Consider the following 17,752-nt stretch of genomic DNA (forward strand, 5'->3'; position numbering starts at 1 on the left):
GATAAATAATTAGAAACCTACCTCAATCCCAAATGTGTACGTCTTTGACTGGGGAATAGCACCCGTATTGCCCGATCCGAAGTTGAGGAATTCGGGATCATAGCCGGTCCATTTGGTCCAGGTAACCAGGTTGGTGGCCACAGCGTAAAGGCGAATATTCTGAATCACCTTTGTACGGGTAAGGATCGCTTTCGGAACCGTATAGGCTAGCTGCACCTGCTTTAAGCGAATGTAGGAAGCATCTTCAATGGTACGGCTCGTACTGGAAACATACGAAGAACCCAATACTTCAGCTCCTCCGTTATACGGACGGGGAACATCGGTGATCTGGCCGGGTGCGAGCCAGCGATTCTCATACGTCGATACCAGGGTGTTTACATTCCGGGTTCCATCGTCGATCAGCGAAAGGCCCTGAGAGTTGTTTGCCCGACGACCGAATTCATACTGGAAGAACGCGGTCAGCTCCAGCCCTTTATACGAGATCTGGTTCCGAAATCCACCGTAGATGTTCGCAAAATCTGATCCGGCGTATTTCGAATCACGTGGGGTCTGGTACGTATAAACGACGTTGCCATTCTGGTCATACCACATGGCACGACCTGTTGCAGGGTTTACACCCGCATACAACGGCACATAGTTTGCGTAAACAGGCTTGCCGACGATGAAATTTCGGGTGGTTGTCGTGTTACCAGCCTGAACGGCTGCGGCTAACAAAATAAGGCTGTCTTTATTGGCCTGGGGCGATATACCATCATACAGTTTGGTAACCTTATTGTCGATAACCGAGAAGTTGAAACTAGTTTCCCAGCGGAGGGCTGAGTTTCTGAGCACATCGACGGTAATCTCTGTTTCAAAACCCCGGTTTTTCAACTGGCCCGCATTGAAGGTAATTGTGGTGAAACCACTAGTATTGGGAACCTGACGCTGTAACAACAAATCGTTGCTGGTACGATCGTATACGTCAAACTGACCACGAATCCGGTTATTCCATAATCCGTATTCCAGTCCGGCAGCCAGTTCGGTATTGCGTTCCCATTTCAGATTGGGGTTGGCAAGGCTATTGGCATAAATACCACTACCACCGTTATAGTTCGCTCCACCGGTATATAAACCTCTTGAGTCGAAGTTGCCAATCTGGTCGTTCCCTGTCGATCCAAAGCTGGCTCTCACTTTCAATTCGGTCAACACGTTATTCCCTTTCAGGAAGCTCTCATCAGAAACCAGCCAGCTGGCTGAAACAGAGGGGAAGAAACCAAATAGGTTGTTAGCGCCAAAGCGGGAAGATCCATCGTAGCGGCCAATAAGTGATAAGAAATACCGGCTACTGTAGTTGTAATCAACTTTACCAAACACGGATGCCCGACGATAGCCCGTCCAGGAGCTCGACATGGCGGTATAGTTGGCTGCTGCCGAGATATACTGGAAGTCGGACGTTGGGAATCCGGTAGCCGACCCACTCGTTGTATTCCGGGTATCGCTCCGATACTCGACCCCTGCCAGTGCATTAAAGGAGTGGCTACCAAACTGATGCCCGTAGGTCAGGGTAGCATTGGTGAGAAAGTTTACGTTCTCGTCATTTTGAAACTGGGAGCGCCCCTGCACACTATACGCATCCTGAATACGAGGATCTGCGTAATAACTACCTTTTATGAGACGATAATCCAGGTTGACCGTCGGCCGGAATATTAATTGAGGTGTTATTTTATAGGTGAGTGCCATTGTACCGATCAGCTGATTGGTGACGGCGGCAATTTTGGCCAGATTGGCCGACAGTATAAAATTATGACTAAGTACCCCAACGGCATTGCCCGTAGCGGGTGTATTGGCATACGTTCCATCGGCATTGTAAATGGCATTGGAGGGCACCATCAGCGGCCCCCCAAAAGCGGCCGAGCCCAGAAAGCCCCCTCCATTGGGTGAGGCATACTGTCCACCCTGTGTGGTTGTGCTTAGGTTAAGCGACTCCTCAAAGTGTAATTTGTCCGATAGTTTCTGGCCCAGTCGCAGGCTAGAGGTAAAACGCTTGAAATTGACCGCGATGACGTTGGCATCCTGCGTATTATAGGATGACGACCAATGGAATGTATTGCGATCGCTACCGCCCGAAAGCGAGACTTCATAATTCTCAACCCGACCGCTCCGCATGGCAGCCCGCTGCCAGTCATAGGTCTTCAGCGTGTCGACAATACCCTGTAACTGACCTTCACCCAGATTGGCCGTGTTATAGCGCAGAATCCCCAGCACCTGCTGCAAGGCCCAGGTCCGATTTTGGGTTGGGTTGGCATTCATAAAAGCCTCCGTCCGCATGTTTACCCAATCTTGTGAATTGAGCACGTCGAAGTACTTGATCGGCTCAACGACACCCTGATAGTGGTTAAACTTGATCTGCGTCCGACCGGCTTTCCCTTTCTTGGTCGAGATGATAACGACCCCATTGGCAGCCTGTGAACCATAGATCGACGCAGCCGCAGCATCCTTTAATACCTCGATGGATTCAACGTCATTCGGGTTAAGAAAATTAAGTGGATTGGAACTGGCGAAGCTGTTTGTGTTTTGGGTGTTAAGCTGTACACCATCGACAATATAAAGCGGTTCATTACCCGCCGTAATTGAGCCTACCCCCCGTATGCGAACCTGCATGGCACCGCCGGGAGCCCCATTGGCCGAAGAAATCTGTACACCGGCAATGCGCCCCTGCATGGCCCGGTCAACACTTTGCGAAGGGACATTCTGAATTTCGCCCCCTTTGATTTTAGAGACAGCCCCGGTTACTTCCCGTTTGCTGAGCACACCGCCATACCCCGTAACGATTACTTCTTCGAGTTCACTATCGGAACTCTGCAATTGCACCGCAATGCTACTACGACTTCCCACTTCAACTTCCATCCGGGCAAAGCCAATGGATGAAACGACCAGCGTGGGTTTGCCCGATACCGCTAAACTAAAATTACCACTGGCATCAGCCGTGGTACCCCGTGTTGTTCCTTTAACCGTTATACTGGCCCCTGGTAATGGGCCGCCGTCATCGCTGGATGTTACGCGTCCTGTAATGACGCGCTCCTGAGCATACGCTATGCTCATTATATTCAGCAGTATCAGTAAGAGGTTGATGAGTAGTTTTTTAATCATTTCACAGGTTTGGCTAAATTCTTCTACTAAAAATAAGCCATACCTTTTTCATAACTAGAACTTTATACCAACAATATACTGAAATGCCAATTTTTGTATTGCAAATGATAATTTTTGCAAAAACAAAAATCCCCTTTTACAATTTACACCAACTAACTCAGGACATGATGTAAACAGACTTGAAATTTTACTTTATTGCAGTACCTAGGTATTTCCTGATGCGATTTGGTCTTCTCCGACTTCTGGATAATAATAGAGGTAACCAACAACCAGCTGCGCCAGCCCACGAAAAACATATGAAGTCGTTTGTTTCCCAAGTCTCCTGTTCGAACGACTAATAGTTCATAACGTTAAAAGAGCACGCTATGAAACCTCAATTAATCAGATTTGCATCGAATTACGTCTTTCTTCAGGTGTTTGGCTGGATTATTGCTAAGGATGGCCCTGTACCTGGTATTGATCCGTACGGGCCCATTACCATAGCCGCACAAGCAGTAGGTCTAACTATTTTCCAGTCCCTTACGGAACGACGTGAGACGGCAATCGTACAGGAATGAATAAACTTTCTTCCGTATACTAAGCCTGGTCAGCTGACCAGGCTTTTTTGTGGATTATTTAACCTAGACTATTACTAGTCAATACAATATAGGATCTTCAACCCTATCTGAGAGGTATTGCACTACTTTGAGACAACGAATCAAACGTTGTTAAACTGATTTCTGATGTGGTCAATAGAATCAAGGATCAACTGGCTCAATACATCCATGTCAATATCATCCAGTTTCTGAATGTAAATACATCCTTTGCCTGCTTTGTGTTTGCCTAATTTTTGTAGTAATTCCTGTTTTTGGTCGAAGCTGGTAGCCAGGTATAAAGTAATTGCAGTTGATCTGGAAGCCAACCCGGTTAACGGGGCATCGCCTTCGCGCCCGCTTTCGTAGATGTAATGATAGCTGCCAAAGCCAACGATACCGGTACCCCACATTTTAGGGGTAAGCCCTGTTCGTGTCGTAATTTGCGTAATAAGCTCCGAACAGTCTTTACGTTTTTTCTCTTCAGGAATAGCATTCAGATAATCCTCTACGCTATTCTCATTTTCGGTCGTTTTGTTTTTCGCCATGGGCATAGTCTCTTTTATAGTTAAGAGGTAGCAAATAAATCGCGAGCCTGTTTAATCAATTGTAAATCCTGCTGACCTATAGCTCAGCGCGTCATTTTGCCGTGTTATAAGTGACAGTAAGCTAGGCTTTTCCCTCTTGCAGCCTAGCTACCGATGCCGCGATCCGGCGTTGTCGGGTTTCAACGGTCTTCGCTTGCTCGATCAGGAGTACATGACGACGTTGATTGCTATAAGAGAGTTGCTCAAAAAATACCTTTGCCTGCACATTACCGTTTAAGGCCGCAGCAAAATCGGGAGGAAGAATAACCTCCCGCGACTCAGTATCCACGTCAATGTCGACGTCGATTTCATCCCCAGCCACAACGCCAGCCCCCTTCCGATTTTCGGCACTAACGCCTATCATGAACTTTCCTGCCATAACAGCTATACTGCTTCGGTAAGTATAGCCATTGATGGTAACCCGCACTGGAGGGCGTTTACCAGCACCCAGGCTGATCACGACTTCATCTGGCACCTCGATACCAGTAACTGTTTTACCATTAGACTGAAGAGTTGCACGGAATCGCATCAGTTCTTGTTCGTTTATTGTTGATCATCCCAGCCAGGTTTCGCCACTGAAGCAAAGATAGTCTTTTGCCAGAATTAGCCTTTTAGTCACTCATAAGGCTCACCACAGGCAACGGATAAAGTGGTTGCTGCGCCACGTACGATTAGCAAGATCATTTAATGGAACTGTTTTATGGATGACTTTGCGGTTATAAATCGTCCGTTGGTAGAACCCAGGCAATAAGGCCGTTTTTCTGGATCGCAATTAATTCAGATACGATCAAAATCAATTTGTAACTTTAACTGACTCATTTTTCAACAGTTGGCACATCATTGCTGTTGTATCGAGACGAACAGATTTGTTAAATTCATTGGGCCATGAGCTTTAATCCAACGAACGGAGGCTTACTGGTTGTCGAAGACAATCTGGAGTTGTGGTTGCTACTGAAAGACGCTTTATCGCTGGCCTTACCGGAGATAGAGGTTGTTCACGCTTCTACAGCCCAGGTCACCTTGCGTTATTTATACTGTATTGGCGACGAAGAATACTTACCCCAGCTGATTTTACAAGACTTATACCTACCACAGAGGAGTGATGGAATCAATTTGCTAGATCAGCTCAAGCAAATCGATTCGCCCTACTGGCAAATCCCGGTTGCGATTATGAGTAAATTCAGCGATCCTGATGATATTGTCGATGTTTACCATTTAGGGGCCGACACCTATCTGGTTAAGCCCACGAGTATGGATGATTGGATAGCCTGTCTACGCGGCCTGCGTAGCTATTGGAACGTATAGAATTGGCTCCTGAACGCATTGAATCTGGTCCTATACATACCATAAACACAATAAAATACAAAGTCCAGCCATTTCTAACCGAGATTTGCGTTATATGTGGTATATCCCCAAATAGCAGATATGAGCGCTGACAAGAAAGAAGTTCAAAAAGCAGAAATTGATTTGACTATCATACTGGCAACTGGCTTTGGGGCCGGAATGCTTGGTAGCTGCGCGGGCATTCTGGGCGCAGGTATTGGTATGATACTTGGAGCAATTATTGGCTATTGGGCGCAGACTTGTGCTAAAAAACCTCAGTGCTAATCAGCTGCTAAAAATTATCATCAATAATCCCAGGTCAGAAATGGTCTGGGTTTATTGATTAAAAAAAGCCAGGTTAAATCAGGCATTAGCCAAAAGCTCCTTTTTCTCCCCTAGAACTCCTCTCTGCTAGCCTATCCTCTTAACCAACTTTGGAGCCGTTTATGTAATTATATAAACGAAGAGGACAACCAGGCTTGACATTTGCTCAATAGGACTATCGCTCAGGGCCGTGCCACGGGTGTTGGTGGCGTCTATAATAACCGTGGCACGTCCCTGAGCGATAGTCCTATTTAAGCTATCATCACTCAAAATTTGTAGCAATTTGTGGTTACCACGGTCAATGGCCTGGTAGCCCTACGCTCGTATTTGCTTAACTAAGAGAAGTTTGTTACGATGATTTCCCGGCGAGCCAATTCTACTCAATCAATGCTGACAATCAACGGTTTTAAAAAATCCTATAATGCAACTACTGTCCTGCACATCGATCAGCTGGAGATAGCTGCCGGGATTTATTGGGTTAAAGGTGAAAACGGGTCGGGAAAAAGTACATTCTTAAAAGCACTGGCCGGGGCTATCGCTTTCGAGGGCGATGTACTACTTCATCCTCAGATCAGCCTTAAAAAGCAGGCTGTAGCTTACCGAAAGCGAGTGAATTTCGCGGAGGCCGAACCCATTTTCCCCGACTTTTTAACGGGACTGGAACTCATACAGCTGTTTAGCTCAGCCAAAGGAGGATCAAAAAAACAGCAAAAGGAGTATATAGAACGCATGAATATTGAGCTGTTTGTCAATGATCCGCTACGAACCTATTCGAGTGGTATGCTCAAGAAACTTTCCCTGGTCATGTCCTTTATGGGCAATCCTACCCTCATTTTATTGGATGAACCACTAATTACCCTGGATACAGATGCTTTATCGACGCTTTATTCCTGGATTGGCGAAATAAATCGTCAACAAGGGGTCAGTTTCCTTCTATCGTCTCACCAAACGCTGGAAAGTGAGCAGTTACCTGTTCTCAAAGAAATGCTCGTGGAGCAACAAACAATCAAATACGCCTGATGCGTTACCCATTAACCAGAGTATTACTGAAAATGGTGGTGGTAGGCTTCTACAGAGTCCATACCGGACTTATACTTACCCTGTTCCTGTTTTTTTTTATTAATTTCTTTTACACAAGTGTTCTAAATCAAACCCATCTCACCAAAGACCAGATTATACTAAATGCACTAAAGCTAGTACTTACTTCGGTTAGCGACCCAGTTGGTATGCTGCTTCTTTTCGTCATCTGGCTGCTCTATACGCTTAAAAGCAGTAAGTATGTTGCCAGTCAATTAAAACTTGCCCCCTACCAGTTTTTATTTTACAGCAGCAATGCCTTAGCCCGTAGTAAGCAACTACAAACCTGGTTTATCGTCCAGCTTATTATATCAATCCCAATCATTACGTTGGGCTTGTTTGCAGTTACGATCGGAGTGGCTTTCGATCACTATCTTATTTCGTTTCTTATTCCCTTTTATTTAGTGGCGCTCATTTTCAGTAATGCGCTCTACTTCACCCATTTAGTTAATAACCTGGCCAACGAGGATCAAAAAACGACCGTACCCCAATTTATAAGACATTGGCCGAAGCCCTTTTTTAGCCTGTTTCTTTATGAGATCATAGATAGCCGGAAACTTACGTTCGGCGTTACCAAGTTTATTTCAGGCCTGATTATCAGCCTTATCTATGTATTGTTTCTGGATTTACAGTCCGACATCCGTATTCCAGAACTACTTATTATAAGTGTAATTCTGACGCATATGGTATTGATTTATCAGGCGAATGAGTTTGATCTCACCTATCTACGCTTTGCCCGTAACTTTCCCTATAGCCCCAGTCGTTTATATTGTCAGTTCATACAATTCTTTCTCCTGTTACTAGTACCTGAATTCGTTTGGGTTTTTCTTGTCTACGATCCCATTACCAGCACGACGATCTTACTGTTAGGGTTAAGCACTGCCTTATTATTTCGAACCCTCCTTTACCGATTAGCCCCAGGGATGAGTAACTATCTACGGCTCATCTTTTGTTTATTCCTTGTCTTATCACTAGCCATACTGTTTGGCGGCTTATGGGTGTTGATCGTGTCGAATCTGATTTGTTCGTTCTTCCTGCTCTATTTCCATCGTTTCAAGTCGCTGGATAGCTAATAGGTCAGTTCCCATACCTTACAAGCAGCAGCGCGAAAGTAGAAATCTCACACGCTGCAAACCTCTTCGCCCGCCCGGTTTAGAAAGTGGCCTGATCGAGACGTACCTGTTTCCAACACTCAAGCGTAAAAAAAAAATTGCCTCTGGGGGTACCCTTGCTATCGGCACGATTGTCCTATGGATACTAATCGAAAGTCCTATGGAAGAAAGCCAATTCATGGAAAACCTGGTTGAACGGTACCTCACCAATCGGGCAACGGAGAATGAGCTGGAGGTATTTATGGATTTACTTAAGCAAGGGAAACTGGATGAGATCATCAAATCCTACATGGACCGGGAAGATGAGTCTTTTGAGAAACCAATCTCAGAATCATCGATCTCGAGCGTCTCAAAAATCTGGCAGCACTGGCTGGAACTAGCAGCTACGGTATCTCTGGTCTTTTGTAGCTTTTCCGGATTCAGCGTCATTGAATGCCCTGTGGAACTGACTTAGCCGGTACGGACCACCGGGCATTTTGCCGTTGATAAACCCGTGCAACGGACGTGACTGCTCCGCTATCGGGACTTGTGTTTTCGATAACAGGATACAAAATCTGATCAGTTAACAGACCGATAAAGGGCTGACTGATAGGCACATTACATTGATTTAATTACCCTAATCCGTGCTCTTTCGCCCAAAGAGCATTGGAACGATTTCCCCTCAATACAACCACTAACTAACTGATTAAGAGCAATGAGATTATCGCTACACAGGAGAGTGCGAATCTTAGGTTGTCTGGCGGTCCTGGCGTCGATGATAACGACAGCCGAGGCACGGAACCGATTCGCTGACAAAGACGGCCACCGGTATATCGGCCCGCGAACTGAATCCGATAAAACACCCCGACGAACACAATCCTCAGAAACCACCAGACCACGGGCAGCCATTACGATCAAAGGAAAAGTAATTGCGCAGGAGGATCGGATTTCGTTGCCAGGCGTCAATATTTCGGTGAAAGGTACGACAACCGGAACCACCACAGATGCCGATGGAAATTATACGATCAACGTTCCTTCTCAGGAAAGCACGCTGATTTTTTCGTTTCTGGGCTACATCCCTCAGGAAATCCCGGTCGGCAATCAAACGACCATCAACGTAACACTGGCCGTAGATTCTAAAGTGCTTAACGAAGTAGTCGTTACCGCTTTAGGGTTTAAAGAAGAAAAAGATCGGCTGGGTTCTACCCTGTCGACCGTCAAAGCCGAAGACATCAAACGTTCCGGCGAAACGGGGGTCATCAACGGGTTGGCGGGTAAAGCTGCGGGGGTGTTGATTTCCCGTTCGACGGGCGACCCAGGTGCCGGTTCGTATATCCAGATCCGGGGCCAGAATACGATTACGGGGTCGAACCAACCGCTGATTATTATTGATGGCATACCGATCAGCAACAGTACCAGTGGTGATTCACGCTCGGGTGTAGCGCAACAGTCGCGCCTGAATGACATCAATCCGGAAGATATTGCCACCATGCAGGTGCTAAAAGGTGCTTCGGCAGCTGGCTTGTGGGGCTCCCGCGCGGCCAATGGCGTTATTGTCATTACGACAAAACGGGGAGCTACAGACAATAAACTGAATGTCAATTTTAGCTCCACGGTTTCCTTCGACAAAGTCAACGTAGTGCATCCGTTGCAGGAAGCTTACGGTCAGGGTTCAGGCGGAGTTTATAATGCGACCACCCAATACTCCTGGGGCGACAAAATCGCCAATCGTACGGGTGGTGAAGACGTCCTGAACATGAACGGAGCCCGTTTTGAGTCGTATCAGGGAAAAACGTTTTACCCGATCATTACGAAAAACTCAAAAGAGACATATAACGATGCGCGTCGGGATGCTATTTTTCGGACTGGTACTTATTATGACAACAATATCAGCCTGAGTGGCGGAAATGATAAGGGCAACTTTTACCTAAGTCTGGGTAATCTGAATCAGAAAGGAATTTTTGCGGGGCAAAGCGATTACAAGCGAAATTCGGTTCGGTTCAATTCCACCCGCCAGTTCAACAACATCGTCCGGGCGTCAACGAATGCCAACTTTATCCGCACCACATCTAACCGGATTCAGAAGGGCGATAACACCAGTGGTCTCTACATCGGCATGCTACGGTCGGCTCCCGATTTCGACAGTCGCTACTGGAAAGGAAGCTATTTCGCATCGCCTACCGCAGCCGCCATTCGGAATCGCCAGCGGTCGTATCGGAACTATCTGGGCGCTTCAGCGAATCCAAGCTATAACGATCCGCTCTGGACCATCAATGAGTTGACTAACTTGTCTGAAGTCGATCGGTTGATCATGAATTCGGAATTGGTGATTACACCGAAAGATTGGTTCAGCATTACAGCTCGGGGTGGTCTGGATACGTATAATGACCGCCGGGTAACCACCAACCCGGTGTCTTCGGTAGTCAACTCGGGAGCGGGTCAGTATGAGCAGCAAATCATCAAGGAAACTGAGCTGAATCTGGATGTGATTGGCCGGGCCAGCAAAGATTTTGGCGAAAATCTGACAAGCACGCTGATCGTTGGATTCAACGTCAATGATCGTAAGTACAACAGTTTAGGGGGCTTGATGAACAACTTTATTCTCGAAGAAGCACCCGCCAATTTTGCCAATTCCACCGCAGCCAACAACTATCCCTACAATACGGAATCGCACCGTCGGACGGCCCGACTGTATTCTACCCTGAATCTGGGATTATTTAACCAGCTGTACGTCAACGGGTCTCTTGCCAGCGAGTCAGGATCTACATTCGGAAGTGCATCTAAATCGACGTTCTATTATCCATCGACCGACGTGGCCTGGCAGTTCAGCCAGTTACCAATTTTTCGGGGCAGTCCGCTTTCCTTTGGTAAACTGCGGGCATCGTACGGTATTGTAGGTATCCAGCCTGAACCGTATCGAAATACGACTCCTTACATAACCGCTTCCTTCACCAGTTGGGCAACTACGCTGACCGGTTCTGGATATGGTGGCGCTTACGTAGAAAGCGCTACCCAGGGCGATCCGAACCTGTTTCCTGAACGCAAAACCGAGTGGGAAATCGGCGCTGATTTCCGGCTATTCAAAAACAAGCTCTCCATTGGCTATACCTATTACCAAAACCACATTCGGGATTTGCTGCTTCAGGTATCGTCAGCCGGTTCAACTGGATACAGCCAGAAATACACCAACGCTGGTAGTATGGAAAATAAGGGTATGGAAGTTGACTTCAACCTGAATGTGTTGCAGAAAGAGGATTTCCAGTGGAATGTTTTTGCAAACTGGAGTCGTAACCGCAACCGGGTGACTGATTTGGGAGGTACCGACATTATCACATTTACGGGTGGAGCCCTGAGTACTGTTGCGCACGTAGGCGACGCGCTTTCGGCTTTTTATGGTGGGGTATACCAGCGGAAAGCCAATGGTACGATGGATCTGACAGAAACTGGTTTTCCAAAGTTAGGCACAACGCTGGGCATTGTGGGCGATCCGAACCCCGATTGGCGGGGTGGATTCGGCACGAATCTCTCCTACAAAAAACTGTCGCTGAATGTCCTGTTTGAAACCTTCCAGGGTGGCGATTTTTACGAGGGAACACGTGGGGTGCTGGTCAATTTTGGCACCTATGCTGATGTAGGCAATGAAGTGACGCTGGCCCAGGATATGTACAACTACGCCGGAACCCTGTTCAAGGCCGGAACGACCCTGCGTGGTAACGTTGCCAATTACGGCGGAGGACCTGTTCTGCTCGACCAGTCGTTTTATACCTCACTGGGAGGCCACTCTGGTCAGTTAACCGAACAGTTCGTTCGGGATGGCAGCTGGACACGAATCCGTGAAATCACTCTTGGGTATCAGTTAAGCACACCGGGTTTCCGCAAGAAAACGAAGCTGGAATCCGTCAATTTTTCCCTTACTGCCCGGAACCCTGTCCTCTGGACTAAAGTGGTGGGTATCGACCCCGAAACCAACGTATCGGGAGTTGGGAATGCTCGTGGGGTGGATTACTTCAACAATCCCAGTACAAAATCCTTGGTCTTCAGCCTGCGAATCAACTACTAATTTAACCAACAGCAATCCAATGAAACTACGCTATAAAGCCATTTTTGCTGTACTAATCGGTCTGGCTTCGTCTTCCTGCGAGTCGCTGGTGTCCGACATGAACCAGGACCCAAACAATCCAACCGACGCGTCAGCCGACTATATATTTACGGGTACTGAGATAGCGCACATTGCGGCTCAGGAAGGCATGGCCAGCCGACTCACCATTGTCTGGACAGGCTACGGATTCGGGAGTTTCCAGCAGTTCGGCACCTGGGGGCAGTACCAGATCACTGCCGCTAATTTTGACGACGACTGGAATCTTTTCTATACCGGCGTCAATAAAAATGCGGTACGAACCCTCGACAAAGCGAATCAGTTGGGCAACCGCGTCATGGCTGGGATCACCAAAATCATTCAGGCGCACAGCGCGGGTACAGTCACTGAACTTTGGGGTGATGCGCCATTTACCGAAACGGCAAATACGATTACCTACAAGAATCCCCATTTCGAAACGCAGGCGGAGATGATTCCGAAGCTCATTGCGCAACTCAATGATGGCATTGCGGATCTGGAATCGGGAATTGGAACCGTCGGTACCAAAGACATCTTCTTTAGTGGCGATATCACGAAATGGAAGCAGGTAGCCAATACGCTGAAAGCACGTCTTTACCTCGATTTAAAACAGTACAATGAGGCCTATACGGCGGCTACGGCGGGCGTCAGTACGTATGCAAACTCTATGTATGCCACGCATGGCACAACGGCAAGTGTGAATGAAAATCAGAATTACAGTTTCCTGACCAACATTCGGGCGGGAAGTATAACCGCCGAAGGTGCTTATAATGCGGAACTGCTGAACCCAGCCAAAGCGGCTACGTATCGCGGGAATGCCAAAACGAACGAAACGGCCCGCTTCAAATTTTACTACCTTGAAAATGGGGTCAATGCACCGGGTATAATCGAACCGAATACGCTGACCACTACCGCCAATCGTGGTTTTTTTGCGCGCGACGCCAGTTTTCCGCTCGTTACTTATCAGGAGAATATTCTGACCCTGGCCGAAATGGCCCTTCGTTCGGGAAAGGGAGTTGACGTGGCGCTCGCCCACCTGAATGCGTATCGGAGCTTCCTAAATAGTGGTGGATACCTGCACGCGACCTATAAAGTGGCAGGCACCTACAAATATGACCCCTACGTTGCCGCTGATTTTGCGGCTGGTGGTATCGAAAACAAAGATGGCCTCGCGGCCGATAAGGCACTGCTGCGGGAAATTCTGGAAGAGCGGTATGTCACCTTCTACGGTCAGCACATTGGTTGGGACGATGAGCGTCGCGCCCGCGCCGAGGGATTAGGCGTTAAGCTTAAACCCAATAATGGCAGTCAGCTGCCGGGGCGATTCATTTACTCCCAGAATGAACTGAATTCGAACCCCAACAGTCCCCGTTCAGCACCAAGTTTGTTTGATGCGGTATCCATCTATAAGTAGATGTGATGTACTGAATACGCTGACAGGCTACCGGCTGAGCAGGACTTTTGAATCCTGCTCAGCCGGTAGCCTGTCAGAAAGAGAGCTTCGTTTAATCGGTGCCAGAGTTGTCATCTCTCAGTTTATGAGAACGCCGGGGAGACATCGGCAAATTGTTGTCAAGCCACCGTTTTAGCTATATTCCTGCTTGGATCTGCTGAAATTAATACCGGAAAGAAATGCATAATAAAGTCTATTCTCTGTTTATCTTCTTTGCCCTATGGGTCAGCTCAGCCGTTGCGCAGTCACCCTTTTCTACCCAGGAAGTCAAGTCGCTGCAAAAGCAGGCAAAAGGCATTGAAATCGTTAAAGATACCTACGGCGTTCCGCACGTCTATGCCAAAACGGATGCCGATGCGGTATTCGGGGAGATGTACATCCAATGCGATGAGTTTTTCGATAAGGTAGAAAACTCATTGATTACGCGACTGGGTCGGCTGTCGGAAACCGAAGGAGAAGGATCTATTTACAAAGACCTCTGGACACGCATGTTCATTGATTCGGCCCAGGCCGTTCAGTTGTATCAGAAAACGCCCGACTGGCTCAAAAAGCTCTGTGATGCCTACGCTGGCGGTATCAACTACTACCTGATTACACATCCGGCCGTCAAGCCCAAACTGCTTACCCGCGTAGAACCCTGGATGATTCTGATGAACAACGTACCCGCTATGGGAGGGAGCAACGTCAGCGAAACCGATTTTAAAGCATTTTATCTGAAAGAAGCCGCCCAGCTCAGTACGGGTAGTCGGAGTTTCACGGCAGAACCGCCTAAAAATGATGGGTCCAATGGTTTTGCCTTAGCCCCTTCCCGCACTCAGAGTAAAAAAGCGATGCTTTTCATTAACCCCCATGCCGAATACTACGGGCGGATCGAAATTCATCTGGTTAGCGACGAGGGATTGAATTCATACGGTGCTCCTTTTCTGGGCCAATTCAATATTTTTCAGGGTTTCAACGAATTCTGCGGCTGGATGCACCCCGTTTCCCTTTCTGACGCGAAAGACTTATACGCCGAAAACGTCGAATGGAAAAAAGGGAAGCTACTGTATCGCTACAATGGTACCTGGAAACCGGTCGATAGCACGACGCATGAGCTTCGCTATAAAAAAGGCGATACCTGGGCAACCAAAAAATTCGTAACGTATCGCACACACCACGGCCCGGTTGTCTATGCGACGGCTACCCGCTGGATTGCGCTGAAAACCTACGAACCCAATATCGAGCTACTGGGCATGCACTGGCTGAAAATGAAGGCCCGGAACATAAAGGAGTTTAGCAGTGCCATCAACGCACGGGCCATGGTGGGCAGTAATATCGTGTATGCCGATAAAGATGGCAACATTGCTTACTGGCATGGCAACTTCGTTCCGAAGAAAAACCCACTTCTCGACTGGCGACGTCCGGTTGATGGTACGACATCGGCCACCGAATGGCAGGGCACACACGATTTAAAAGAAATTCCGCAGTACATCAACCCTGCTAACGGCTGGATACAGAACTGTAACTCTACGCCTTTGTATGCCACAGGCGTGTTGGATACGGTGATGCTGAAATTGCCCACCTACATGCTGCCCGATGGGCATACTCCGCGCGCGGTTCACGCGGTTCGGGTACTGACGCCGTTGAAAAACGCGACAATGGACGATGTCATTAAAGCCTCGTACGATGGCTATCTGCCGAGTGGCGAACGGTTTATTCCGGGTCTGATCGCATCTTACAATTCAACCGCGAACGACTCGCTGAAAGCGAAATTGGCCCAACCCATCGAAACACTGAAAAAATGGGACTTTAAAACCGATACGAATTCGGTAGCGACCACGCTGACCGTACACTGGCTGGAAAAAATCATTCAACTGGACATGGCCCGATTGGCGAAACCCGCCACCACGGAAGAACAATACTCACTTACTAACGGAGCTGCGGTCACGACCGAATTTCTTTCGCCCCTGGAGCAGCTCACGGCGCTGGCTCAGTCCGTCGCTGAACTTGAAAAGGAATTTGGCACCTGGCAGGTTGGCTGGGGAATGGACAATCGTTTTCAACGAACGACGGACAAAGAGCCGAGTGATGACAAACTCAGTTGGGGCGTTCCCGCGACTCCCGGCTTTATGGGTTCACTGAACGCCTATGTCAGTAAAAAATCACCCAAAACGCATAAACGCTACGGCATTACCGGCAACACTTTTGTGGCTGCGGTAGAGTTTGGCGATAAGCTCCGGGCCAAAACCATTCTGACCGGTGGAGCCAGTTCTGATCCGGCGTCTCCCCACTACCTCGATCAGGTGAAAGGCTACATCGATGGTACCTACAAGGAGATTTATTTCTATAAAGAAGACGTGTACAAACACGCTGAAAAAATCTACCATCCCGGCGATATACAGTAACCAAACCTCAACCTTACCAGTCCCTTGTTCGCTATGAAAAGACGTAATTTTGTGAAATTATCCGGTTTAGGTATGGGCGCTACGCTACTGCCTGCCGGGCTGGTGGCTGGTCACCGAATATCGGCCGAAGAGCTACTGAATTCGGGGCCAGACGCAGCCGTCAAGAAGCGCATGGCCGACGTGGCGCTCAATGCGGCCAAAAGCAAAGGCGCTACGTATGCCGATGTACGCATTGGCCGGTATCTCCGCCAGTATCTGTTTACCCGTGAAAACAAGGTTCAAAACATTGTCAATTCCGAGTCGTATGGCATCGGAATCAGAGTGATTGCCAACGGCACCTGGGGATTTGCGTCAACAAACGAGATGAAACCCGAAAGCATTGCCCGGTGCGCCGAAGAAGCGGTTGAGATGGCAAATGCCAATGCCGAGATTCAACTGGAGCCGGTTGTACTGGCTCCGCAGAAAGGTGTTGGCGAACAAGTCTGGAAGACACCCATCAAGAAAAATGCCTTTGAAATCCCGGTCAAAGAGAAGATCGACCTATTGATGGAAGTGAACGGAGCCGCGCTGAAAAATGGTGCGTCGTTCGTTAACTCCAACCTCTTCTTTGTCAATGAGCAGAAATATTTTGCATCTACCGATGGCTCGTATATCGATCAGGACGTACACCGGATGTGGCCTACGTTTACGGTTTCGGCCATCAACAAGCAAACTGGCCGCTTCAAATCCCGCGACGCGCTGAGTGCGCCCATCGGCATGGGTTACGAATACCTATCGGACAATCCTGCCGAAAAAATTATCGTCCCAAATGGCCCAACGGTCTACCGGTATGCATATAACATGATCGAAGACGCCACCGCAGCGGCCTTACAGGCAAAAGAAAAGCTTACGGCCAAATCGGTACCCGCCGGGAAATACGACATGATTCTGGACCCATCTAACCTGGGTTTGACCATTCACGAATCGGTCGGGCATCCACTGGAGCTCGACCGCGTACTCGGCTACGAAGCCAATCTGGCCGGTACAAGCTTTGCCACAATGGAAAAGCTACAATCGAAAAGTTTCCAGTATGGAAGCAAGATTGTCAACCTGAAAGCGGATAAAATTCAGCCGAATACGATGGGGCTGGTTGGCTACGACGATGAAGGTGTTCCCTGCAAACAGTGGGATCTGGTCAAAAATGGCGTTCTGGTCAATTTCCAGGCTACGCGCGATCAGGTTCATCTGTTGGGCGAAAAAGAATCGCAGGGGTGCAGCTTTGCCGAAAGTTGGGATAGCGTGCAGTTTCAGCGGATGCCGAATGTTTCGCTCCAGCCACACCCGGATAAATACAGCATCCACGACATGATCAAGGATACCGAGAAAGGTATTTACATTCTGGGTCGGGGGTCTTCGTCCATCGATCAGCAACGCTACAATTTCCAGTTCAGCGGTCAGCTTTTCTATGAAATCAAGGATGGCGCCATTGTCGGTATGCTCGATGACGTAGCTTACCAGTCGAACACGCAGGAATTCTGGAACTCCTGCGCCCGCATCTGCGACAAAGACGATTATCGGTTATTCGGCACCTTCTTCGATGGTAAAGGACAGCCGGGTCAGGTCAGTGCCGTCTCACACGGCTGCCCCACTACACGATTTAATGGCGTGAACGTAATCAATACCGGACGGAAGATTTAAAACTTGTTCACGGTTTTCAAC

Annotated in this window: 13 protein-coding genes; 10 read left to right on the forward strand and 3 right to left on the reverse strand. The window is 48.2% G+C overall.

Features of this window, described 5'->3' with window-relative positions; all coding sequences use genetic code 11:
• Window positions 1-9: 9 nt before the first annotated feature.
• Window positions 10-3,129 carry a SusC/RagA family TonB-linked outer membrane protein gene (locus tag GJR95_RS08590; protein WP_162385488.1) on the reverse strand — a complete coding sequence of 1,040 codons (3,120 nt, stop codon included), beginning with the start codon at window positions 3,127-3,129 and terminating at the stop codon, window positions 10-12.
• A 365-nt stretch (window positions 3,130-3,494) separates the two neighbouring features.
• Between GJR95_RS08590 and GJR95_RS08595 the strand changes: the two genes are divergently transcribed.
• Window positions 3,495-3,686, forward strand: a complete 192-nt coding sequence (locus GJR95_RS08595) for a hypothetical protein (RefSeq protein WP_162385489.1) — start codon at window positions 3,495-3,497, stop codon at window positions 3,684-3,686.
• Window positions 3,687-3,826: 140 nt separating this feature from the next.
• Here GJR95_RS08595 and GJR95_RS08600 read toward each other — a convergent pair whose 3' ends face one another.
• Window positions 3,827-4,249, reverse strand: a complete 423-nt coding sequence (locus GJR95_RS08600; protein WP_162385490.1) for a DUF1801 domain-containing protein — start codon at window positions 4,247-4,249, stop codon at window positions 3,827-3,829.
• A 121-nt stretch (window positions 4,250-4,370) separates the two neighbouring features.
• A complete protein-coding gene (locus tag GJR95_RS08605) occupies window positions 4,371-4,817 on the reverse strand; it encodes a YdeI/OmpD-associated family protein (RefSeq protein ID WP_162385491.1) in 447 nt (148 codons plus the stop codon).
• Window positions 4,818-5,173: 356 nt separating this feature from the next.
• Here GJR95_RS08605 and GJR95_RS08610 point away from each other — a divergent pair, with 356 nt between their 5' ends.
• From GJR95_RS08610 to GJR95_RS08650, 9 genes are all read left to right on the forward strand, one after another.
• The gene (locus GJR95_RS08610) at window positions 5,174-5,593 is read left to right on the forward strand and encodes a response regulator (RefSeq protein ID WP_162385492.1); all 420 of its coding nucleotides are present in this window, start codon (window positions 5,174-5,176) and stop codon (window positions 5,591-5,593) included.
• 120 nt (window positions 5,594-5,713) lie between these two features.
• On the forward strand, window positions 5,714-5,896 hold the full coding sequence (locus tag GJR95_RS08615) for a hypothetical protein (RefSeq protein WP_162385493.1): 183 nt from the start codon (window positions 5,714-5,716) through the stop codon (window positions 5,894-5,896).
• Window positions 5,897-6,322: 426 nt separating this feature from the next.
• The gene (locus GJR95_RS08620; RefSeq protein WP_162385494.1) at window positions 6,323-6,955 is read left to right on the forward strand and encodes an ABC transporter ATP-binding protein; all 633 of its coding nucleotides are present in this window, start codon (window positions 6,323-6,325) and stop codon (window positions 6,953-6,955) included.
• Window positions 6,955-8,085 (forward strand): hypothetical protein, encoded by a 1,131-nt coding sequence (locus GJR95_RS08625; protein ID WP_162385495.1) that lies wholly within the window; start codon window positions 6,955-6,957, stop codon window positions 8,083-8,085. The genes GJR95_RS08620 and GJR95_RS08625 overlap by 1 nt, the downstream gene beginning before the upstream one ends.
• 199 nt (window positions 8,086-8,284) lie before the next feature.
• Window positions 8,285-8,578, forward strand: a complete 294-nt coding sequence (locus GJR95_RS08630; RefSeq protein WP_162385496.1) for a hypothetical protein — start codon at window positions 8,285-8,287, stop codon at window positions 8,576-8,578.
• Window positions 8,579-8,818: 240 nt separating this feature from the next.
• Window positions 8,819-12,163, forward strand: a complete 3,345-nt coding sequence (locus GJR95_RS08635; protein WP_232541121.1) for a SusC/RagA family TonB-linked outer membrane protein — start codon at window positions 8,819-8,821, stop codon at window positions 12,161-12,163.
• 19 nt (window positions 12,164-12,182) lie between these two features.
• The gene (locus GJR95_RS08640; protein WP_162385497.1) at window positions 12,183-13,631 is read left to right on the forward strand and encodes a SusD/RagB family nutrient-binding outer membrane lipoprotein; all 1,449 of its coding nucleotides are present in this window, start codon (window positions 12,183-12,185) and stop codon (window positions 13,629-13,631) included.
• Window positions 13,632-13,849: 218 nt separating this feature from the next.
• Window positions 13,850-16,054 carry a penicillin acylase family protein gene (locus GJR95_RS08645; protein WP_162385498.1) on the forward strand — a complete coding sequence of 735 codons (2,205 nt, stop codon included), beginning with the start codon at window positions 13,850-13,852 and terminating at the stop codon, window positions 16,052-16,054.
• Window positions 16,055-16,087: 33 nt separating this feature from the next.
• The gene (locus GJR95_RS08650) at window positions 16,088-17,731 is read left to right on the forward strand and encodes a TldD/PmbA family protein (RefSeq protein WP_162385499.1); all 1,644 of its coding nucleotides are present in this window, start codon (window positions 16,088-16,090) and stop codon (window positions 17,729-17,731) included.
• Window positions 17,732-17,752: the final 21 nt, after the last annotated feature.

This window comes from Spirosoma endbachense (assembly GCF_010233585.1).
In the GTDB taxonomy this organism is placed as follows: domain Bacteria; phylum Bacteroidota; class Bacteroidia; order Cytophagales; family Spirosomataceae; genus Spirosoma; species Spirosoma endbachense.

Coding starts and splice junctions, on each gene's coding strand:
- GJR95_RS08600 (WP_162385490.1), bottom strand. CDS start 4,249: ATGGCGAAAAACAAAACGACCGAAAATGAGAATAGCGTAGAGGATTAT.
- GJR95_RS08625 (WP_162385495.1), top strand. CDS start 6,955: ATGCGTTACCCATTAACCAGAGTATTACTGAAAATGGTGGTGGTAGGC.
- GJR95_RS08635 (WP_232541121.1), top strand. CDS start 8,819: ATGAGATTATCGCTACACAGGAGAGTGCGAATCTTAGGTTGTCTGGCG.
- GJR95_RS08645 (WP_162385498.1), top strand. CDS start 13,850: ATGCATAATAAAGTCTATTCTCTGTTTATCTTCTTTGCCCTATGGGTC.
- GJR95_RS08615 (WP_162385493.1), top strand. CDS start 5,714: ATGAGCGCTGACAAGAAAGAAGTTCAAAAAGCAGAAATTGATTTGACT.
- GJR95_RS08620 (WP_162385494.1), top strand. CDS start 6,323: ATGCTGACAATCAACGGTTTTAAAAAATCCTATAATGCAACTACTGTC.
- GJR95_RS08640 (WP_162385497.1), top strand. CDS start 12,183: ATGAAACTACGCTATAAAGCCATTTTTGCTGTACTAATCGGTCTGGCT.
- GJR95_RS08650 (WP_162385499.1), top strand. CDS start 16,088: ATGAAAAGACGTAATTTTGTGAAATTATCCGGTTTAGGTATGGGCGCT.
- GJR95_RS08595 (WP_162385489.1), top strand. CDS start 3,495: ATGAAACCTCAATTAATCAGATTTGCATCGAATTACGTCTTTCTTCAG.
- GJR95_RS08590 (WP_162385488.1), bottom strand. CDS start 3,129: ATGATTAAAAAACTACTCATCAACCTCTTACTGATACTGCTGAATATA.
- GJR95_RS08605 (WP_162385491.1), bottom strand. CDS start 4,817: ATGCGATTCCGTGCAACTCTTCAGTCTAATGGTAAAACAGTTACTGGT.
- GJR95_RS08610 (WP_162385492.1), top strand. CDS start 5,174: ATGAGCTTTAATCCAACGAACGGAGGCTTACTGGTTGTCGAAGACAAT.
- GJR95_RS08630 (WP_162385496.1), top strand. CDS start 8,285: ATGGAAGAAAGCCAATTCATGGAAAACCTGGTTGAACGGTACCTCACC.